The organism is Hyphomonas sp., assembly GCF_018402285.1.
Taxonomy (GTDB): Bacteria; Pseudomonadota; Alphaproteobacteria; order Caulobacterales; family Hyphomonadaceae; genus Hyphomonas.
Genome location: NZ_JAGYJH010000006.1, coordinates 269,765 through 288,794, shown reverse-complemented (window position 1 = coordinate 288,794; position 19,030 = coordinate 269,765). Strand labels below are relative to the sequence as shown.

The following is a 19,030-nucleotide window of genomic DNA, read 5'->3' as shown; positions in this document are numbered from 1 at the left end:
CCCAGACAAGGGGTAAGGCCAGGGAGGGGGCGCGCGCCACCTGGCAGCCCCCGGCATACCTTCCCTGCCGCCTTACCCCCACGCGCCCCCTGCCAATCGCCGCCAAAGCCTGATAGGGCCCAACCCATCATGGCCGTTCGTGACTTTATCCTGCTTTGCGCTGTCTGCCTCGTCTGGGGGCTGAACCTCGTCGTCACGCGCTGGGCTGTGGCCGACATGGCCATTCCGCCAATCTTCTTTGCCGCGCTGCGCTTCCTCGGCGTCGCGGTCTGCCTTGTGCCGTTCCTCTTCCCGCGCCCGCCCAACCTGCGCACGCTGTTCTTCGTCTCGATCATGATCGGCAGCGTCCATTTCTCGCTGCTCTTCATCGGCCTGCAACACGCAGACGCCTCCGCCGCCGCCGTCACAGGTCAGCTCGGCGTGCCTTTCTCCACTTTGATGAGCATGCTGTTCCTGGGCGAAGTCATCCGCTGGCGCCGCGCCATCGGCATCACGCTGGCCTTCCTCGGTGTCATCATCATCGCGCTGGACCCGGCAAACTTCTCGGTCTCCTTCGGCCTCCTCTACATCGTCGCCTCCGCCTTCATCGGCTCGGCGGGCGGCATCGTGATGAAGCGCATGCCGCAGATCTCCGGCCTGCGCATGCAGGCCTGGGTCGGCCTCTTCAGCTTCGCGCCGCTCTTTGCTCTTTCCTTCGCCATCGAGGAAAACCAGCTGGCGACCTATATCGACGGCGGCTGGATGGTCTGGGCTGCCAGCGCCTTCGCCATCCTCGGCGTCTCGGTGTTCGGCCATTCGGCCTTCTACAGCCTCCTGAAGAAGTATGACGTCTCCCTTCTCTCCCCGCTTACCCTGATGACCCCCATCTGGGGCGTCATCTTCGGCATCGCCCTCTTGAACGAGCCGCTCACCCTGCGCCTCATCCTCGGCGCCATCGTCTCGCTGTCGGGCGTACTTGTCATCGCGCTCCGCCCGAACGAAAAAATGCCCGAAGCCGCCCTCGGCAAGAAGGCCGGCGCGGGAGACTCCTGATGCATATTGAAGACGCCCCCAGCCCGAATTTCGACGACCGGAAACACCCCGTCTCCCTCCTCGTCCTCCACTACACCGGCATGGAATCGGGCGACGCCGCCCTCGCCCGCATGCGCGATCCGGAGGCTAAGGTCTCGGCGCACTACATGGTCCGCGAAGACGGCCGGATTGTCCGTCTGGTGGCCGAGAATGGCCGCGCCTGGCACGCCGGTGTCTCCAAATGGCAGGGCCTGGACGACCTCAACTCCCGCTCCGTCGGCATCGAGATCGTCAATGGCGGCCATGACTATCCCGCCCCCGGCGGCCAGCTCCCGCCCTATCCGGACGTCCAGGTCGCGGCCGTCATCGCCCTCTCCCGCCAGATCATGGCCCACTACGCGATCCCGCCCAAAGGCCTGGTCGGCCACTCCGACATCGCCCCCAGCCGGAAGATCGACCCCGGCGAGCACTTCCCCTGGCAACGCCTCGCCGAAGCGGGCCTCGGCCTCTGGCCCCAGCCTGATACCGGCGCAGCTTGCGTCTGGTCGGGTGGCGACGCCTCGCGCCTCAACGCGCATCTCGCTGCCATTGGCTATGACATCACGGATGTCCCCGCTGCCCTGCGCGCCTTTCAGCGCCGCTGGATGCCCGCCAGCATCACCGGCATGGCGGACGCAGATACCCTCCGCCGCCTCGCCCAGATCGCAGCGGCCTACGCGCCGGCTTCCTGAGGCTCATCCTCGCCCCAGGCATGGGCCCATTCGGTCGCCAGCGCCGCCCCGAGCAGCAGCGAAGACACCGACGCCGAGAGCCAGATAAAGCCGAAGATCAGCGAGGCAATCGCGCCATAGATCGTGCCCAGCACCGAATAGTGCAGGTAAAGCTGGAACAGGAACGTCACCCCGAGGAAGGCAACCGCCGCGACCCCTGCCCCGGCCGCCAGCGCGCGTGTCCCCTGCCGCACATGCCCGCGCAGCGACATCACGAGGATCAGGTAGAACACGGCAAAGCTCGCAATCCCCTTTGAGATCCATAGCGAGTCGACAAGCGTCGTGATCTCGTTGGCAAAGCGCACCGCAAAGCCCCCTGCCTCCTGCACCGCCACCGTCGCGATGAGCTGCATCGCGCCCAGCAACCAAACGCCAAGGATCAGCGTGGCCGTGAGCAGCAGCGAGGTGCCCTGAAACCGCGCAAACCGCGTCCGGTCTGCCGTGCCCGCAATCATCCTTATGCCGGTAATCAGGGCCTTGGCCCCTGAGGTCGCCGTGAAGAGGACCAGCACCGCCGCCAGGAACGCCCGCAGGCTCAGCCCTGCCGGTGTCATCTTCTGGATCGCGTCCACCTCCTCAAAGGTCAGCGGCTCCACACTCTGGCTGAAGAAATTCGTCACAGGCTTGGCCAGCTGGTGCGCCAGTTCCGGCGGCAGGAAAAATGTCAGCAGCGTCAGCGTCATGTAGATAAGCGGGAAGATCGAAAACAGCGCATAGAAGGCCACGCCCCCGGTCACTATGCGCACATCCGGGCGCACCAGCCGGCGCACAGCCCGGACAGCAGGATCGATGAAGTCGGGTCGCCAGCGCTCGAGCATCCCCATGGTTGTGGCATGCTCCGCCCAAGAAAAAAACCTTGCATTCGCGGAGCTGTTGTAGGTGCGCCCAATGCCCGCACTCATTACAGGAGCGACAGGAAATGAGGCGTGCCTGTCCGCAGGGAACTGCATCCCGACACCCGGCCATTCTGCGGATGAGCAGAGCCGGGAAGCCAGGGACATATCACTTAGATCTCGTCGCAAATAATACACCGTCTGCGGACGAGTTGGACGAACACCCCCTGCGCAGGACCTCCGAGCGCCTGCAAGCCTGGAAAGGATTGATCCTTGTCCGGTTGATTTTGTTAAGTTTTTCTCTGGAGGCTCAAAATCATTCCACAGCCGCAACGAAACCTGTGAGATTCTTCTCGCCTGACGAGAAAAAATCTGGACAGGGTCTCGACTCAGGCGAGGCCTTGTGAGATCGTTTCGGTAAGCCAACGGAACTCCCCGCAGGAGCAAACCTGCCAGAGGAACCGAAGGCCAAGTCCATCGCCCCCGGACGAAACCGGGTCAGGAGCAAAGCCGGGAGACCGGCCACGCAAAGGACCCCGGCGGAGATGAAGGGATAAAGCAGGCGATGGCCGTGAGGCGGGAACTAGACCCACCGATCGGGGCCGTATGCCGTAACGGGGCACGATCCGTAAACGGTGACCAAGAAGTGAGTGCCAGCAATGGTAACCGCAGGCGGTCAGCCGCGTGCAGGCAACCCCCCGGTTGTGCACGGCGGCGACGGAAACGGAACCGTGCGCCTGAAAAGGCGAACGTCCGGGTCTGGAAGGTGATGAAAGGGAATCCGCTCGAACGGATTGTCTCCAGAGCCTTGATGTCGATCGAAGACCGAAATCGAGTGCTAGCACAGTGTCTCGGTAGACCGATTCGAAACACACGGGAAGGCACGAAGTCCGAAAGGGGTTCGTGCCTTCTTGCGTTTGGGGCCTGAATCGTGGCGCAGCATCCCCTTCGGTCTGTCCGCTGCGCCCGAGCAGGCGAGGGGATCATCCTCCCCTGCCAAGCGCGGGAGATGGAGGCGAAGCGGACGGAAGGGACAGCCCCACCTGCAACCGCCCTCCTCACTTGCCCTTGATTTGCGCTGCGCCTGCACTTCCCCTATATCCCCCACCAGACCAGATGGCCGGGCAGCCGCTGGTATGGGGGTAACCCCATGCTGGAGGAAAGTCCGGGCTCCAGGTGGACAGGGCGACGGCTAACGGCCGCCCGGCGTGAGCCGAGGGAAAGTGCCACAGAAAGGAAACCGCCCGAAGGCTTCAGCCCGAGGGTAAGGGTGAAAGGGTGGGGTAAGAGCCCACCGCAGCGCTGGTAACAGGGCTGGCATGGCAAACCCCGCCCGGAGCAAGACCAAGTAGGGGGCACATATGGGCTGTCCGCCGCCCGTGCCCCGGGTGCGTCGCGCCGAGGCGTTCAGCAATGAACGCCCCAGAGGAATGGCTGCCAGATCCCGCAAGGGACGAACAGAACCCGGCTTATTGGCCATCTGGTCTAATTTTCTCTCCGCCCCGCGTGAATCGCCCGCGTTGACGGGTATCGCCTCCGGTGTGATGTAGGAAATGGGGATGCGCCCGATTCCGGCGCCGCAGGGAGAGTTTGCGAATGCCAAGGCCAGCGGGCGCCCGCAATCATGACTTTGACGCCAAACGCGCCGCCCTGCTCGACGCGCTGACCGATTTTGCCCTCTCCGCCGATTTGCGTCGCCCCTCGCTGCGCCAGTTCGCCCAGGCGATGAATGCGTCTGAGCCGACCCTGCGCCATTATTTCGGAGACCGGCAGGGCCTCATCATCGAAATCCTCGAAAACATCGGCCGCAAGGGCGCGCCCCTCTGGGCTGTCGTCGCCCTGCCCTCGGCCAACCCAGCCACCGCCTTCGAGGAATATTTCCGCATCTCTGAAGCCGGCATGCGCCTTGGCGGGTTCATCCGGGCCCACGCCTTCGGCCTGATCGAAGGCCTCGCCGACGAAACCATCGGCCAGGCGTACCTTGAAAAGGTGCTCGAGCCTGCCCTGAACGCTGTTTCAGACAAACTCCGGGCCACCCCCGGCGCCCCGCAGGACGAGGCGGCCCTGCGCGCTGCGGCGCTGGCCGCCCTCTCTCCCCTGCTCGTCATGAGCCTCCACCAGGAGCTGCTCGGCGGCGCGACCTCGGCCCCCATCGACTTTAGCAAAGTCATCAGCACACTGCAGGGCTGGCTCGGCAAGGCACTAACGCCTACTTCCGCATAGGCCGCTTCAGCGTTTCGCGTACACTTTCGATCTCTGCCTCTGTGGTCGCCCAGGAACACACAAACCGGCTCGATCCGCCCGGCCACTCGGCATAGAAGGCTGCGCCGTCCTCCTGCAGCTTGTCGATGTCATGGGGGTCAAGCAGAGCAAAAACCTCATTGCCCTGAACATCCCAGGCCAGCTCAATGCTGTCCTCGCGGAACACCGCCGCCAGCTTCTGCGCCATCGCATTGGCGTGGCGCGAAAGATCGAGCCACAACCCGCCCTCCAGCATCGCCTCGGCCTGCGCCGCCAGGAAGCGCATCTTGGCTGGCATGTGGCCTGCACGCTTGGCCCGCGCGCGCAGCTCCTTGCCCTTTGCCTTGGCCTGCCCAAACAGGATCACAACATCGCAGCTGAGCGCGCCGGTCTTGGTCAGCCCCAGCGTCAGCACGTCCACGCCGGCCTGCCAGCTCATCTGCGCGGGGCTGGCGCCGGTATGCGCCAGCGCATTTCCAAAGCGCGCACCGTCCAGGTGCACCGCAAGGCCGCCGAGGTTTGCGCGCTTCGCAAACCGGGCGACCTCATCGGCCGAATAGGCTGTGCCGCATTCGGTAAGATTGGTCAGCGACAGCACCGCCGGGGGCGTGGCGTGCACAAAGCCTGGATCATAATTGAGCAGATACTCCGCAAACAGATCATGATCGAGCTTTGCTCCCTCGCCCGGCATGAGGTGCAGCCGGCCGCCGCCGGTGAAGAACTCCACGGCTCCGCGCTCATCCATCTGGATATGCGCTTCCTGGTGACAGATCACCGAATGGATCGGCGGGCAGAAACAGGACAGCGCCAGCGCGTTCGCCGCTGTGCCCGACGGCGTGATCCAGAAATCGAAATCGTCCGTCTCGAATACGCGCGCCAGCTGTGCCCGGACCCGGGCTGTCACTTTGTCGGCGCCATAGCTGGGAGCAGGCCCGCTATTGGCCCGCATCATCGCCTCCAGCACGGATGGGTGGGCCGGCGCGGCCGTGTCGGAGGAAAAGTTCATTGTCAGTCTCTCAAATCTGGGTGTCGGGCGTCTGCCACATGAGATGCTGACCGCCATCCGACGCAATCATCTGGCCGGTCACACTGGAGGCCGAAACCAGATAGCGCAGAGCCCGGACGATCTCCTCCGGGTTGCTGCCCTCGCCGGTCAGCGTGGCGGCCCGCTCGGCGGCAAACTGCGCGTCGCTCTGGTGGACGCTCTGCAGTGTTGGCCCTGGCGCGATGGCGTTGACCCGCACATTCGGCGCCAGTCCCTGCGCCAGCATCCGCGTCGCCTGCCACAACGCCGCCTTGGAGAGGGTATAGGTGAAGAACAGCGGATTGAGCTTGAGCACCTTCTGGTCGATCAGGTTGACGACCAGCCCGCGCTCTCCATCGGGAAGGTTTGCGGCCAGCTGCTGGGCAAGATGAACCGGCGCGCGCAGGTTTGGCTCGAAGTGATGGTCCCAGCCTTCGCGTGTATGCCCGGCCGTGCTGTCGCTGGTAAACGTGGAGGCCGAATTGACCAGAAGCGTCACCGGAAGGGCCAGGATTGACCGGACTTGGCCAAGCAGTGACGCCCTCCGGGCCTCGTCAGAGAGGTCACACGCGATGATTTCGGCCCGTCCGCCAGCCGAGCGAATTGTTGCCGCTGTCTCCTCGGCGCCCTCGGCAGAGCCCCGGTAATGCACCGCTACCGCCCATCCATCGGCGCCAAGCGCCTCGGCCATGGCCCGGCCAAGGCGGCCGCCCGCCCCTGTCACCAGCGCGCCTTTGGGTGTCATCCCGTCACCATCTGCGCCAGCGCCAGCAGGTTCGTGCCCGTTACCAGACCGTAGATGTACGCCGCATAGATCAGCAGCAGCAGAACGCCCAGAAGCCGTCCCATCCGCACACGCAGCAGTATCAGCACCGCGAACAGCAGCGCCGTTATCCCCATGACCCAGTGGTCATAGCGCAGGAACATCGGCGCCACTTCAAACGGCCCGAAGAGGGCCACAATCCCGCCCGCGCCCAGAAGGTTGAACACGTTGGAGCCGAGGATGTTTCCTGCCACCACATCGCCCCGCTGGCGGAATGCGGCCGCCAGCCCCGCGCCGATCTCCGGCAGCGACGTGCCCAGCGCCAGGATGGTCAGACCGATCCACTCATCAGGCACTCCCAGATGCCGCGCCACGCCTTCACCGCCGGTAATGATCATGCCCGATGCATAGAGAAGGCCAGCAATGCCCAGCGGCACATAAAAAATTGCCCGCCAGACAGGAGGATTGATGGTCACGGCCGGCTCGCCATCGGCAACGCCGCGCCCGGCGAGTTCGTCATGCCGCGCGGCAAAGATCGAGAGACCGGTATAGCCGACCAGCACGAACAGGAAGCAGATGCCCATCAGCGGATCGAGCGGCATGATGGCCGTCATGCCGATCCAGATGCCGGTAGCGAGGAGCAGCATGAACAAGGCCCGCCCCTGCCCGGTCCCGCCTGTACGGTAGGGGAAAAACAGCGCCGGAATGGCCGCGACCATGAGGAGGTTGGCAATGTTGGAGCCGACGATATTGCCGATAGCGAGGCCGGGATTGCCGTTAAGTGCGGCATTGGCCGAGATGAACATCTCGGGCGCCGACGTGCCGAAACCGACAATGAAGATACCCGCAACCAGGGGCGAGACGCCCATCGCACGGCCTAATCCGAGCGCGCCCCGCACAAGCAGGTCGCCGGCAACCGCCATGAGCAGCAGCCCGCCAAAAAGGGAAATGAGCAGGATGGGATCGGGCACCGCCTGCTCCCCTGAGCGTTAATCGAGACGCTTGAACTCTATGAGATTCAGGATGGCGAACACAATAACAATAGCGGCAATCGCAATCAGGGAAGGATGGATCATATCTCTGCCTCAGCCCGTCAAAAGGTCAGTTTGTGCAGTCCTTAGCGTGCGTTGCCGCCCTTGGCGAGCCAATTCGGCATGTTTTCCCTAATGTTTGACAGGACTGTGACGCAGCGTCATCCCCGCCAGGCCCTGAAAACACCGGAGAATTCCCCTATTTCTTGATCTCGATGGAGACGAACTGGTCAAACCACCCGCCGGTCTCGCCGCGCCGCTTCACGCGGATCAGGATCGGCTGGTTGGGCGACTGCATGGCGGTGTCGAGCCGCTTGATCACATCGGCCACCGCGCTGACCGGCTGGAAGTTCACTTCCACGATCACATCGCCCTTGCGCAGCTTGTTGTAGGCCCGTCCGCGCGTGCTCACGGCCGTCACGGCCACGCCGTTCATGTCGCGGGGCGCGCCGAACCGGCGGCGGACATCATCATCAAGCGCGACGAGATCGGCGCCGAGATCATTCGACATGCCGGCTGTTTCAGACGGAGCGGCAGTTGCCGGTTCGTCCTCGTCGGGCAGCTCGCCGAGGATCACCGGAACATCGCGCTGGCGGCCATCGCGCACGATGCTGAACGTCACCGCCTTGCCGATCGGCTTTTCCGAAAGCTGGCGGGTCATGTCGCGGACACCGGCGACCGTCCGACCGTCGATGGAGAGGATGAGATCCCCCACTTCCAGCTTCGCCTTGGCGGCGGGGCTGGCATCGGTGATGCGGGTGACAATCGCGCCGGTCGTGCCCTTGGCCCGGTAGGCCTTGATCAGGGACGCGTCAGCATCCTGCACGTTCACGCCGAGCCAGGGGCGGCTCACCCGGCCATCCTTGATGAGCGCCGCGGAAATGCGTTTGACGGTGTTGGAGGGAACCGAAAAACCAAGCCCGATGGACCCGCCCGACTGGGAGATGATGGCCGTATTCACGCCCACAACCTGGCCGTTCAGATTGAACAGCGGCCCGCCGGAATTACCCTGGTTGATGGCCGCGTCGGTCTGGATGAAATTGTCCGACCGCCCCGTATTGAGGTCGCGGCCCGTCGCCGAAATGATGCCCGCCGATACCGAACCGCCAAAGCCGAGCGGGTTGCCGATGGCAATCACCCAGTCGCCGACCTCGGCCTCGTCACTGTCGGCAAGGTCCACGAAGGGCAACGGCGTGCGCGAGGAAATCTTGAGGACAGCTATGTCGGTGTCCTTGTCCCGTCCGATGATCTTGGCATCCAGCGTGCGGCCGTCGGAGAAGGTCACCTCGATCGTGTCTGCTTTCTCGATCACGTGATTGTTGGTGACGATGTACCCGTCCGCGCTGATGACAAAGCCTGATCCGAGTGAGCCCTGCCGCTGGAAGCCGTCATCATTGCGGCCGAAATATTCGTTGAACCGCTCGGCTGGCGAGCCTTCCGGGAAGGTCGGCAGGCGGGTTGCCACAACCTGAGAGGTCGAGATGTTGACCACGGCCGGCATAAGGCGCTTCGACAGCGCGCTGAAACTTTGCGGCGCGGTCCTGGCATCGGCCGGAACGCCGGGACGCGACAGGCTGCCGCCCGTCTGGGCGAGACTGACAGGGGCCATGACGCATATCAGGGCAAACACCGCGGCGGCGGTCCGGATCATGGTGGAGGTGACTCCCTTCACGGTCATTTCTCTGGCGCGCGGCAGGTATGAGGCCCGGCGTGCCTGGAATGTCTTTAACGATGACTATGGCGCTTTAGCCGCCAGTTGCAACAGTCTCAGGCTGTTCGCACTGCCAGCATCAGGAGCCCGACGCCCAGGGCTGCAACCACCAGCCCGCCGATCGCAAGATCGCGGGCTGGCATGTTGGACAATAGCTGGCCAATCCGGCGCATGTAGTCCGGCGCGATGGCGCAAAGCGCGCCTTCCACCAGCAGCCAGACGCCGAAACCGGCAAGGGCGAGCGTGATCGCGCTCATCGCGCAGCCCGCAGCCGGCTAGCGCGGGGTTCCGGCAGCGCGGGCGCTGTCGAAGAACTGGTCACAGATACCCATCGAACCGGGGCTGATGACCAGCTGCGTTCCCTGCTGGATTGCTTTTTCGCAAGCCACCAGCGCGCGCTGGAAGCGGAAGAATTCGGCATCCTTGTTGTAGGCCGTCGCATAGATTTCGGTGGCGCGGGCATCGCCCTCACCGCGAACCTTCTCGGCGGCTTCACGAGCCTGGGCTTCCAGAACGGTCTGCTCGCGTTCGGCCTGGGCGCGGATCAGGCGGGCCCGCTCCTCCCCTTCCGAACGAATGCGCTGGGCTTCCTGCAGACGTGCTGTCCGCATCCGCTCATAGACGCCTTCGGCAACTTCGTTGGGAAGGTCTGCCTGCCGGATACGGACATCGATGATGTCGACCCCGGCCTTTGCCAGTTCCCGGTTCACATTAGTGCGGATATCACCCATCAGCGCGGCGCGCTGTCCGGAGATGATTTCCGGAACCGGCACATCACCCAGAACAGCGCGGATCGCTGCGACAGTGACCGTGTTGATCTGCTGGGCCGCGACGCGCTCGGTGCGGAAGCTTTGATAGTAGAGGAGCGGATCGCTGATACGCCAGCGCACGAACGCATCGACCTGCAGCCGGCGCTGGTCAGATGCGATGACCTGGATGCCTTCGACATCAAGACCAAGGTTGCGTTTGTCGAGAATCTCGACCTGCTGATAGACGGGGATCTTCATGTGAAGACCCGCCTGATCCGTACCCGGCGCATTGATGATGCCGACCGGGCGGCCGACTTCAAGCACGATGGCCTGCTCGGACTGGCGGACGATGTAGAAAACGTTTGAGGCAATGACCAGTCCAACGATGGACAGGACCAGGATAAGCCAACCGAAAGCGCGCATCAGCGATCTCCTCCCGTAGTGGTTTGGGGCCGCGACCGCTCAAGGGGCAGATAGGGCACAGCGCCGGAATTCTGATCAAGGATCAGCTTGTCGGACCGCTCGAGCACACGCTCCATGGTTTCCAGATACATGCGTTCGCGCGTGACGCGGGGCGCCTTGCGGTATTCTTCGTAGATCTGGTCGAAGCGGGCGGCTTCACCGTTTGCGTCGGCCACGATCTGGTCGCGGTAGGCTTCGGCTTCCTGCTGGAGGCGGGAGGCCGTACCGCGGGCCTGCGGGACGATCTGGTTGGCGAACTGGGTGGCCTGGTTGGTGAGTGTCTCGGCGTCCTGTTCGGCAACGTTCACGTCGTTGAACGCCTCGATGACCGGCTGGGGCGGGTCGGCCTTGCCGATCTGCACCTGCAGGACCTGCACGCCGGCGCGGTATTCATTGAGCAGGGTCTGGGTCTGCTCGGCAACCTGTTGCTGGACCTGGTCGCGTTCGGTGGTGATGATGTCCTGAAGGCGGGTCTTGCCGACCACTTCGCGCATCACCGACTCCCCGACCATGGCGACCGTCATGTCCGGATCGCGCACGTTCAGGACGTAGTTTTCAGGGTTCTGCGTGTCGACTTTCCAGATAATGGAGAAGTGGATATCGACGATGTTTTCGTCCTCCGTCAGCATCAGGCTCTCGTCCTGAGTGTTGCCGATGCGGGTTTCGTTTCGGGTTTCCACCTGGATCAGCCGGTGGCTTTCCAGCGGGGCTGGCAGGTGGAAATGCAGGCCGGGGCCGTAGTTTGCCTGCCATTTGCCGAAGCGGAAGACCGCGGCCTGCTGGGTCGGGTCAACAACCACGATGCTGGTCGAGAGCCAGGCCAGAAGGCCGACGCCGACGATGACGAGGATGCCCAACGGGCCCGCGCCGCGGCCAAGACCGCCGCCGCCTGCGCCGCCCTTGCGGCCCCCACCGCCGCCGTTCCGGCGCTGTCGAAAGCGCTCCTGCATGCGGCGCATCTGTTCTTCCAGATCGGCGGGTTGATCTTTTTCCTTACCGGAATCGGGTTTTCCGGGCCTGTTCCAGGGAGAACCGCCCTCACCGCCATTGTTACCCGAGCCGCCCCCGCCCCACGGGCCAGAGCCTTTAGTCTTGTCGTCCCAGGGCATTCAGCCTCCTGAAATCTGCGTTTGACGCCTATATAGAGTGTCTGTTGCAGTCTGCACGCTAAATCGGCTTCCCGGCGCAGCAAAAATGCCGCATTCCGGCGGGCAGGGGCGCCCGTACAGGCCGATTGATCCCGTTCTTAGCCGAGGAAGTCTTAATGTTTGGATCAAGGCAGAAAGCCCGGGAGAAGCTCGCCGCCACCGTGCGCAGCGCGCTGGGGATGCCTGACTGGCTTGAGTCCGTCACTGTGGGAGAGGACGGCCGGGCGATCCTGGTGATCCGGGCAGACATGGCCGACGCGGCCACCGCCGAAGCGCGGCGGATCGAGGCGGAGAACGCCGCCTCGCGCATTTCCGGCATCGAGAAAGTGACCACCGTGCTGACCGCCGAAACGGCGCCGGCCCCGCGCCATTCGCATACAAAAAAGACGCCAGAGCCGGCCAGCTCCGGCCTCTATCTGACCCCTGCCCCGCCGGCGGGAACACGCCGCGTGACCAAGGGCGCGCGCCTTTCCGATGAGGCAATGAACCAGGGCGCTCCGCCGCCTGCGACCGCGATGAGACCTGTTCCGGGCATTGCACGCATCCTGGTGGTCGCCAGCGCCAAGGGCGGGGTCGGCAAGTCGACCGTCGCGGTGAACCTTGCCGCCGCGATGGCCAAGGCAGGCATGAAGGTCGGCCTGCTCGACGCCGACATCTACGGCCCTTCCATCCCGACCATGCTGGGGACCGTGAACGCTGAGCCCGGAACTTCCCCTGGCAAGAAGCTGATCCCGGTGGAGGCGCACGGGATGAAGACGCTGTCGATCGGATACTTGTCTGATCCGGACGCCCCGATGATCTGGCGCGGGCCGATTGTCATGTCGGCGATTACCCAGCTGCTGAACGATGCCGAATGGGGCACGGCGGAGGACCCGCTCGACATTCTCATCATTGACACCCCGCCGGGCACGGGCGACGCGCAGCTGGCGATTGCGCAGAAGGTGCCGGTGACGGCGGCGATCATCGTGACGACGCCGCAGGAAGTTGCCCTCGCGGATGTGCGCCGGGGCGCGGCGATGTTTGCCAAGACGCATGTGCCCGTGATCGGCATTGCCGAGACAATGAGCTGGTTTGAAGACCCGGCCGGAAACCGCCATTACCTGATGGGCGAAGGCGGCGGAGCGAAGATGGCCAAGGCGCTGGGCCTGCCTCTTCTGGCCGAAATCCCGATGCTGCAGGCGATCCGCGAAGCGGGCGACGCGGGCACGCCGGCAGCGCTGGTGAAAGGTCCTGCCGCGGACGTTTTTCTGAAACTTGCGCGGCGCGTGGCGATTGCGCTGGACGAGCTGGTGACGAAACCGGCGCCGGAGATTGTGTTTGAGGATTAGGCGCCGGCAGAAACTGCAACCCTGTTTCCATGCGGAATTTCCGGGTAAATAATATATATCTTTCAAAGACTTTTAATTGGGGGATGCTGGCGGTATACATAGCATGCAGGACATACTTTCTGCTTGCAGAAGGATGCGCCCATGCCTCGTCAGAAAAACTCGCCAGCCGGGGAAGTGAAGCGCAAATATGCCGCCCCTTCGCCGCCGCGCATGATCCTGTCGGCCCAGGCAGGTGAGCCGCGCGTGAAGAGCGCTGCGTTCCCCTCCAAGGGCTGATCTCCTTAAGGCGCCGCCGCCATAGTGCGGGCGCGCCCTGTTGCCTGCCGCCGGCAGGCTGAAAGACAATCATGAAACTTTCTCATTCCGCCCTGCGCCGCTGGGCGCGCCTGCTTGCCGCGGGGAGTTTTCTGCTGGTGGCCGGCAGCGCCGCTGCCCAGGCCCCCGCAACCCCTCCCCCCGAGAATGCCAGCTCCCGCGCCTATGGCGATGGCTGGAACTGCGATGCGGGGTTCCGAGAGACAGGCAAGCAGTGTGAAGTGATCATCCTTCCGGACAATGCCTACCTCTCCGGTGGCACCTATGGCAGCGGCTGGGAATGCCATTATGGCTACCGGCTGGAGAACAATGCCTGCGCGCTGATCCTGGTTCCGGCCAACGCCTATCTCGACACGTCGGGCACACGCTGGCAGTGCGAGCGCGGCTATGTTGCGGCGGGCATTGCCTGCACGCCGATCAAGGTTCCCGAGAACGGCTACCTTACCAGCGCCGGCTATGGCAGCGGCTGGGCATGTGACCGGGGCTTTCGCGCGAGCGGCAGCCGATGCCTGCCGATTTCCCTGCCGGCGAACGCCTATCTGACCAACAGTGGATCGGGCACGGGCTGGACCTGCGAGCGCGGATACCGGGCGCGCGGGGGGATCTGCGACAAGGTGGCGGTGCCAGAGTTTGCCCACCTCAATTCATCCGGTGACGGATGGCAATGCCACCGCCCTTACCGGCAGGTGGGCACGGGGTGCGTTGCGCCTTGAGGCTTTGTCTTTAGCGACTTGCCCCCACCCCCTGCCCTTATCAGCGCGATCGCAACGCGATCACCTGTCCTGACAAGATCGCAAGCCGGAGAGGGGTAAAGGTCAGGCGTTATAGTTCAGCTTGAGGCCGGCTTCGGGCCAGCGGGTCCTGATCAGCTGGCCGGTGCCCGAAGCGCAGATATAGGCGTCTTTCATGTCTGCCCCGCCAAAGGCGATGTTGGTGACAAAGGGGTCGGGCAGTTCGGTAAAACTGGACGTGCCTTCGGGCGTGATGGTGGTGATGCCGCCATAGCCGCCATTTTTCAGGATGGTTGCGACACAGACGTTTCCGGAGGCGGCCACAGCAAGACTGTCGAAATAGCAAAGCTCCGTCTGCCCCGTCACGACACGGCCGCGCAGGAAGGGGGGCTTATGAGGCGTGTATTCGCCAGGGCCTGTGAGAGCAAAGCCCCAGAGGCGGGCGGTCATCGTGTCTGCGAAGTAGAGCGTCCTGCCGTCCGGCGAGAGGCCGCAGCCATTGGGGGAGATGTGGTGGTAATCCACTTCCCTGATGAGGGAGCCATCTGGCTTTGCGTAATAGAGGCCGCCATGATCGCGGTTGCGGGAGAAGCCCTTGCCGAGATCGGTGAAGTAAAACCCGCCCTCCTTGTCGAAGACTATGTCATTGGGGCCGCGCAGGGAATTGCCATCGACGGCGTCATAGAGGCGGTCCACCTTGCCGGTGGAGAGGTCGATCCGCTCGATGCGGCCGCCGGAATAGTCGGGCGGGCAGTTGCCCGGGATCGTGAGGCCGCCGACCTCATGGTATTCAAAGCCGCCATTGTTGCAGCAATAAAGCGCGCCGTCCGGGCCGATCGCGAGGCCGTTGGGCCCCCCGCCCGGCGTGGCGATGACTTCGCGTTTGCCGTTCCAGAGGCGGGAAATGCAGCCTTTCTGGATTTCGACGAGAATGACTGAGCCGTCTTCCGTGACGACGGGGCCTTCGGGAAAGCCGAGACCCGATCCGATGACTTCAAAATCCATGCTCTTGTTCCTCCGGAGCCTTCCTTTTGCGGGAGGGTAAGGCGGGGGCGAGGCCGGTGTCCATTGCTGCCGCCGGGTGAAGGCGTATTGCGTTTCACGCAGCACAAAGGGCCGGACGCAGCCTGGGCTGGCCGGGGGGGGGAAGCTGAATATCGAGCTCAGTGTGCGCCAGGAGGTGTCGGCAATTGCCGCAAGGGCGCAGGCCCCTTTCATTCTTTCTCGGGGCGTTAGCGGCGCAAACGCTTATCCTCGGCAGCCTCTCCCGGAGGGAGAGGGGTAAGAGGTGTTTTGCTCAGACGATGGCGGAAGCGCGGTCGAGGCGGCGGATGGTGAAGGCGTGGTCGTTGCCCTCCCCGGCCGGATGGGCGGTGACATCCTCGGCGCGCCACTGGCGCAGGTCGAGTTCAGGGAAGAGCGTGTCACCTTCGATCTCGGCGTCGACCTCGGTGAGGTAGATCCGGTCGGCAAAGGGTAGCGCGAGAGCGTAGATTTCGGCCCCTCCGATGACGAAGGCTTCATCCTTGCCCTCGCGGGCAGCGATGGCGCGGGCGGCGTTCATGGCTGCGGGAAAACTGGAATAGACGCGCGCTTGCGCTGCGTCATAATCCCAGTCCCGGGTCAGAACGATGTTTTCGCGGCCAGGCAGCGGGCGCTTGGGGAAACTTTCCCAGGTCTTGCGGCCCATTATGACGGGCGCGCCCATCGTGGTCGCCTTGAAGAAGGCCATGTCATCCTTCAGCCGCCAGGGCAGCGCGCCGGACGAGCCGATCACCCGGTTGCGCGCCTGCGCAACAATCAGGCAGAGTTTCACTTCGGTGGACATTGCTCTGGTTATTATCTTTCACATCTGTCCCGACGGGCGTGCTCCCACTTGGGCGCTTCCTCACCCTGCGCGCATGGTTTAAGCAAGCGCGCAACGCAGCGGCAACTGCATTAAATGACACGGCGGGGGAGCGCTCATAAATGTCGGGACTAGTGGGTGTGTTAACCAATGGACAGCCTCAGCTGCTGGGGCCTGCGCTGGGCGCGCTGTTGCTCACTTTCTGCGCCATCTGGTTCCTGAACGGACGGATGTGGGCCTTCATCTATGTGGCACTGATCCCGTTTCTCAACTGGTCATTCGGGTGATTCCCGAAGCCCAGATCGTGGCGCCGGGCGGGGACTATGCGCCGGGCATCGCGCTGCACCCGATGACGATGGTGACGGGCATGGTGTTCGTGATCCGCGACTTCGTGCAGCGGGAAATGGGGCACAGGGTGCTTATCCTGATGGGGATCGCGGTGGCGTGGTCGTTCTTCTATTCGTGGCCAGTGATTGCGCTGGCCAGCGGGATCGCATTTGCGGTCTCCGAGATGGTGGACTGGCTGGTCTACACCTTCACCAAGTACCGCCTGTCGACCCGCATCCTGATTTCCAGCGCGCTGGCGACGCCGGTGGACACCACCGTGTTCCTCTATGGGGCCGACCTGGCCAAGCAGATGGAGCTCGGGCTTGAACCGGGCAATTCCCTCCACCCACTCAACTGGATTGTGTTCGTGATTGGCAAGATGGTGGGCGCGGTGATCGTGTCGTATGTGATCCGCCGGCGCGAGGACAAAGGGCTGGTCTCGCCATATGAGGCATAGTTGGATTGATCGCGGCTATTGCCGGGCCTTTTCGGCCCGGCGCCGCTGTGCCTGCGCGTTGATTGTGGGGTACCCAGCCGTGCGGTTGGGATGGCCCCGCCCCTATCGGGGCGAGGCCAGGTAAGACCTATTCCGTTTCCAGCACCTTCTGCTTGAAGAGAAGACCGGCAAGGGCCGCGCCGATGAGCGGGGCGACGAAGAACAGCCAGAGCTGGCTGATGGCCACGCCGCCGACTATGACCGCCGGGCCGAAGCTGCGGGCGGGGTTTACCGAGACGCCGGTGACCTGAATGCCGACGATGTGGATCACTGCCAGTGTCAGACCGATAGCGAGCCCCGCGACCATTCCGGGCGCCGATTTCTGGGTGGAGCCCAGGATCACCACGAGGAAGAGGAAGGTGGCGACGACCTCGAAGACGAGGGCAGCGACAAGGCTGTATTCGCCCAGATACCCCGGCCCCCAGCCATTCTGGCCGAGGCCGTTTGCGGCGAGGTCATAGCCCGCCTTGCCCGAGGCGATGAAATAAAGGACCGCGGCGCCCAGGAGGGCCCCGATAAACTGGGCGATCCAGTATTGGAACATGGTGCCCGCAGACATACGCCCGGCGATGAACGCGCCGAAACTGACGGCGGGGTTTACGTGACAGCCCGAGATGGGGCCGATGCCATAGGCCATGGCGACGATGGCCAGGCCAAAAGCGAAAGCTATTCCCAGTTGGCCAACGTCGCCTCCCGCGAGTACGGCCGCACCACAGCCGAACAGGACAAGGGCAAAAGTGCCGATAAGTTCAGCAATCAGGATCTTCATGGATGCCTCCTTGTTGGGCCGGGACGGTCTTATTGCCGCCTCAAGCCACTGTCAGGATGCAGAGCTTTTGACCTTCCGGCAAGCAACTTTATGGGGGCTTGCCAGAAAGGCCGGTGCCCGCAACTGTCTGGAAGACAAGGAGTTATGACCATGACACGCCTGACCGCCTTCTTCCTCGCCGTCCTGCTTCTGGTTGCCTGCGGGCATAGCCGGGAGCCGGCCGGCGCGATGGTGCCTGGGGTCAGTGAAGCGGCGAGCCTTGCCGAGCCAGCCAGCCATGAGCCGCGCCCGGCAGCCCTGCCCTTCCGGCTGGACGTGACGATGTCAGGCGATGTGCACCAGGCGCTGGACGCAGCTGGCGCTAGGCTTGCCATTCAGGCTGACTATTCGGGCAAGGCACGCCGGGGCAAGGGCCTCGTCAGCCTTGGCGCGGAAACGCGCGACATCAGCGCGCGCGACCAGTCCATCACGCTGGCCGGGCGGTTTGATGCCGGACAGGTGGCGCGCGAGGTGAGCGGGGACCCGAAGGTCAAGGTGAGCGCCGCCGTCAATGCCGAGGGCGGGCCGGTGGTTTACTGCACCGAATTTGAAGAAGCCCTGCCGATCGCGGTGGAGACCGGCGGGTATATACATTGCGAGCTGATCAGCGAATAGGGCGCGGCCTTACACGGCCACCGGCGCCTTGATGTGCGGGTGGGGATTGTAGCCGTCGACGCGGAAGTCTTCATACGTCCAGTCGAAGAGGCCGGTCTTTTCCGGGTTCATCCAGATTGTGGGCAGAGCGCGGGGTTGGCGGGTGAGCTGGAGCTCGGCCTGTTCGAGATGGTTGAGATAGAGATGGGCGTCGCCGAAGGTGTGGACGAACTCGCCTGGCTGAAGGCCGGTGGCGCGGGCCATCATCATGGTGAGGAGCGCGTAGGAGGCTATGTTGAAGGGCACGCCGAGGAAAACGTCCGCCGAGCGCTGGTAAAGCTGACAGTTGAGCTTGCCGTTCATGACGTTGAACTGGAACAGGCAGTGACAGGGCGGCAGGGCCATGTCGTTCACGTCCGCCGGGTTCCAGGCTGAGACGATCAGGCGGCGGGAGTTGGGGTTGGTGCGGATTTCATTCAGCACCCACTGGATCTGATCGATGGTTTCGCCGTTTGGCGCGGCCCAGCTGCGCCACTGCTTGCCATAGACCGGGCCAAGGTCGCCGTTCTCGTCGGCCCATTCATCCCAGATGGAAACACCGTTTTCCTTGAGATAGGCGATATTGGTATCGCCGCGCAGAAACCAGAGCAGCTCGATGATGATCGAGCGCAGGTGAAGGCGTTTGGTAGTCACCATCGGGAAGCCTTCGGAGAGGTCAAACCGCATCTGGCGGCCGAAGACACCGATTGTGCCGACACCGGTCCGGTCGCCCCGCTGGTGGCCGTTTGCCAGGATGTCCTTCATCAGGGCGTGATACTGGTGCATGGGGCGGAGACCTCTCG

The 19,030-nt window shown here is 63.7% G+C and carries 21 protein-coding genes and 1 other RNA gene; 10 read left to right on the top strand and 12 right to left on the bottom strand.

The window, feature by feature from the left end:
• The first annotated feature begins 129 nt into the window (after positions 1–129).
• Entirely contained in the window at positions 130–1,032 is a 903-nt protein-coding gene (locus tag KG722_RS13210) for a DMT family transporter (protein WP_213272304.1), read from the top strand.
• Positions 1,032–1,742, top strand: a complete 711-nt coding sequence (locus KG722_RS13205) for an N-acetylmuramoyl-L-alanine amidase (RefSeq protein WP_213272302.1) — start codon at positions 1,032–1,034, stop codon at positions 1,740–1,742. The genes KG722_RS13210 and KG722_RS13205 overlap by 1 nt, the downstream gene beginning before the upstream one ends.
• Here the strand turns inward: KG722_RS13205 and KG722_RS13200 are convergent.
• Complete coding sequence (locus KG722_RS13200; RefSeq protein ID WP_300998510.1) at positions 1,724–2,605, bottom strand: YhjD/YihY/BrkB family envelope integrity protein; 882 nt, start codon at positions 2,603–2,605, stop codon at positions 1,724–1,726. The genes KG722_RS13205 and KG722_RS13200 overlap by 19 nt on opposite strands.
• Positions 2,606–3,726: 1,121 nt before the next feature.
• Here KG722_RS13200 and rnpB point away from each other — a divergent pair.
• Both rnpB and KG722_RS13190 read left to right on the top strand, forming a co-directional pair.
• Positions 3,727–4,102, top strand: an RNA gene (gene rnpB / locus KG722_RS13195) — RNase P RNA component class A.
• 108 nt (positions 4,103–4,210) lie between these two features.
• Positions 4,211–4,837 carry a TetR/AcrR family transcriptional regulator gene (locus KG722_RS13190; RefSeq protein WP_213272300.1) on the top strand — a complete coding sequence of 209 codons (627 nt, stop codon included), beginning with the start codon at positions 4,211–4,213 and terminating at the stop codon, positions 4,835–4,837.
• Here the strand turns inward: KG722_RS13190 and KG722_RS13185 are convergent.
• The 7 genes from KG722_RS13185 to hflK form a co-directional block, all read right to left on the bottom strand.
• Positions 4,824–5,861 carry a beta-eliminating lyase-related protein gene (locus KG722_RS13185; protein ID WP_213272298.1) on the bottom strand — a complete coding sequence of 346 codons (1,038 nt, stop codon included), beginning with the start codon at positions 5,859–5,861 and terminating at the stop codon, positions 4,824–4,826. The genes KG722_RS13190 and KG722_RS13185 overlap by 14 nt on opposite strands.
• Positions 5,862–5,871: 10 nt before the next feature.
• Entirely contained in the window at positions 5,872–6,624 is a 753-nt protein-coding gene (locus tag KG722_RS13180) for an SDR family oxidoreductase (RefSeq protein WP_213272296.1), read from the bottom strand.
• A complete protein-coding gene (locus tag KG722_RS13175; protein ID WP_213272294.1) occupies positions 6,621–7,613 on the bottom strand; it encodes a sodium:calcium antiporter in 993 nt (330 codons plus the stop codon). Before KG722_RS13175 ends, KG722_RS13180 begins: the two co-directional genes overlap by 4 nt.
• 259 nt (positions 7,614–7,872) lie before the next feature.
• On the bottom strand, positions 7,873–9,351 hold the full coding sequence (locus KG722_RS13170) for a Do family serine endopeptidase (protein ID WP_300998506.1): 1,479 nt from the start codon (positions 9,349–9,351) through the stop codon (positions 7,873–7,875).
• Positions 9,352–9,440: 89 nt separating this feature from the next.
• Positions 9,441–9,641 carry a DUF2065 domain-containing protein gene (locus tag KG722_RS13165; protein WP_213272293.1) on the bottom strand — a complete coding sequence of 67 codons (201 nt, stop codon included), beginning with the start codon at positions 9,639–9,641 and terminating at the stop codon, positions 9,441–9,443.
• Between the two features lie 18 nt (positions 9,642–9,659).
• Positions 9,660–10,556, bottom strand: a complete 897-nt coding sequence (locus KG722_RS13160) for a protease modulator HflC (protein ID WP_213272291.1) — start codon at positions 10,554–10,556, stop codon at positions 9,660–9,662.
• Complete coding sequence (gene hflK, locus KG722_RS13155; protein ID WP_213272289.1) at positions 10,556–11,704, bottom strand: FtsH protease activity modulator HflK; 1,149 nt, start codon at positions 11,702–11,704, stop codon at positions 10,556–10,558. Before hflK ends, KG722_RS13160 begins: the two co-directional genes overlap by 1 nt.
• A 155-nt stretch (positions 11,705–11,859) precedes the next feature.
• On the opposite strand from hflK, the gene KG722_RS13150 reads away from it, so the two are divergent.
• The 3 genes from KG722_RS13150 to KG722_RS13145 all read left to right on the top strand — a co-directional run bounded on the left by KG722_RS13150 (position 11,860) and on the right by KG722_RS13145 (position 14,099).
• Complete coding sequence (locus KG722_RS13150; protein WP_213272287.1) at positions 11,860–13,071, top strand: Mrp/NBP35 family ATP-binding protein; 1,212 nt, start codon at positions 11,860–11,862, stop codon at positions 13,069–13,071.
• A 141-nt stretch (positions 13,072–13,212) separates the two neighbouring features.
• Positions 13,213–13,347 carry a hypothetical protein gene (locus tag KG722_RS15235; RefSeq protein WP_300998505.1) on the top strand — a complete coding sequence of 45 codons (135 nt, stop codon included), beginning with the start codon at positions 13,213–13,215 and terminating at the stop codon, positions 13,345–13,347.
• 71 nt (positions 13,348–13,418) lie between these two features.
• Entirely contained in the window at positions 13,419–14,099 is a 681-nt protein-coding gene (locus KG722_RS13145; protein WP_213272285.1) for a hypothetical protein, read from the top strand.
• 102 nt (positions 14,100–14,201) lie between these two features.
• Here the strand turns inward: KG722_RS13145 and KG722_RS13140 are convergent, their stop codons facing one another.
• Positions 14,202–15,122: an SMP-30/gluconolactonase/LRE family protein gene (locus KG722_RS13140; protein ID WP_213272283.1), complete on the bottom strand. Its 921-nt coding sequence runs from the start codon at positions 15,120–15,122 to the stop codon at positions 14,202–14,204.
• A gap of 292 nt (positions 15,123–15,414) precedes the next feature.
• Positions 15,415–15,945, bottom strand: coding sequence for a dihydrofolate reductase (locus tag KG722_RS13135; RefSeq protein WP_213272281.1), 531 nt, complete (start codon positions 15,943–15,945; stop codon positions 15,415–15,417).
• Positions 15,946–16,085: 140 nt separating this feature from the next.
• Here KG722_RS13135 and KG722_RS15230 point away from each other — a divergent pair, with 140 nt between their 5' ends.
• Both KG722_RS15230 and KG722_RS15225 read left to right on the top strand, forming a co-directional pair.
• Positions 16,086–16,250 carry a hypothetical protein gene (locus KG722_RS15230; protein WP_300998504.1) on the top strand — a complete coding sequence of 55 codons (165 nt, stop codon included), beginning with the start codon at positions 16,086–16,088 and terminating at the stop codon, positions 16,248–16,250.
• Positions 16,247–16,747, top strand: a complete 501-nt coding sequence (locus KG722_RS15225) for a VUT family protein (RefSeq protein ID WP_366910243.1) — start codon at positions 16,247–16,249, stop codon at positions 16,745–16,747. The genes KG722_RS15230 and KG722_RS15225 overlap by 4 nt, the downstream gene beginning before the upstream one ends.
• Positions 16,748–16,874: 127 nt before the next feature.
• Here KG722_RS15225 and aqpZ read toward each other — a convergent pair whose 3' ends face one another.
• Positions 16,875–17,555, bottom strand: a complete 681-nt coding sequence (gene aqpZ, locus KG722_RS13125; RefSeq protein ID WP_213272279.1) for an aquaporin Z — start codon at positions 17,553–17,555, stop codon at positions 16,875–16,877.
• 150 nt (positions 17,556–17,705) lie between these two features.
• On the opposite strand from aqpZ, the gene KG722_RS13120 reads away from it, so the two are divergent.
• Positions 17,706–18,209: a hypothetical protein gene (locus KG722_RS13120; protein ID WP_213272277.1), complete on the top strand. Its 504-nt coding sequence runs from the start codon at positions 17,706–17,708 to the stop codon at positions 18,207–18,209.
• Positions 18,210–18,218: 9 nt separating this feature from the next.
• Here KG722_RS13120 and KG722_RS13115 read toward each other — a convergent pair whose 3' ends face one another.
• Complete coding sequence (locus KG722_RS13115; protein WP_213272275.1) at positions 18,219–19,013, bottom strand: thymidylate synthase; 795 nt, start codon at positions 19,011–19,013, stop codon at positions 18,219–18,221.
• Positions 19,014–19,030: the final 17 nt, after the last annotated feature.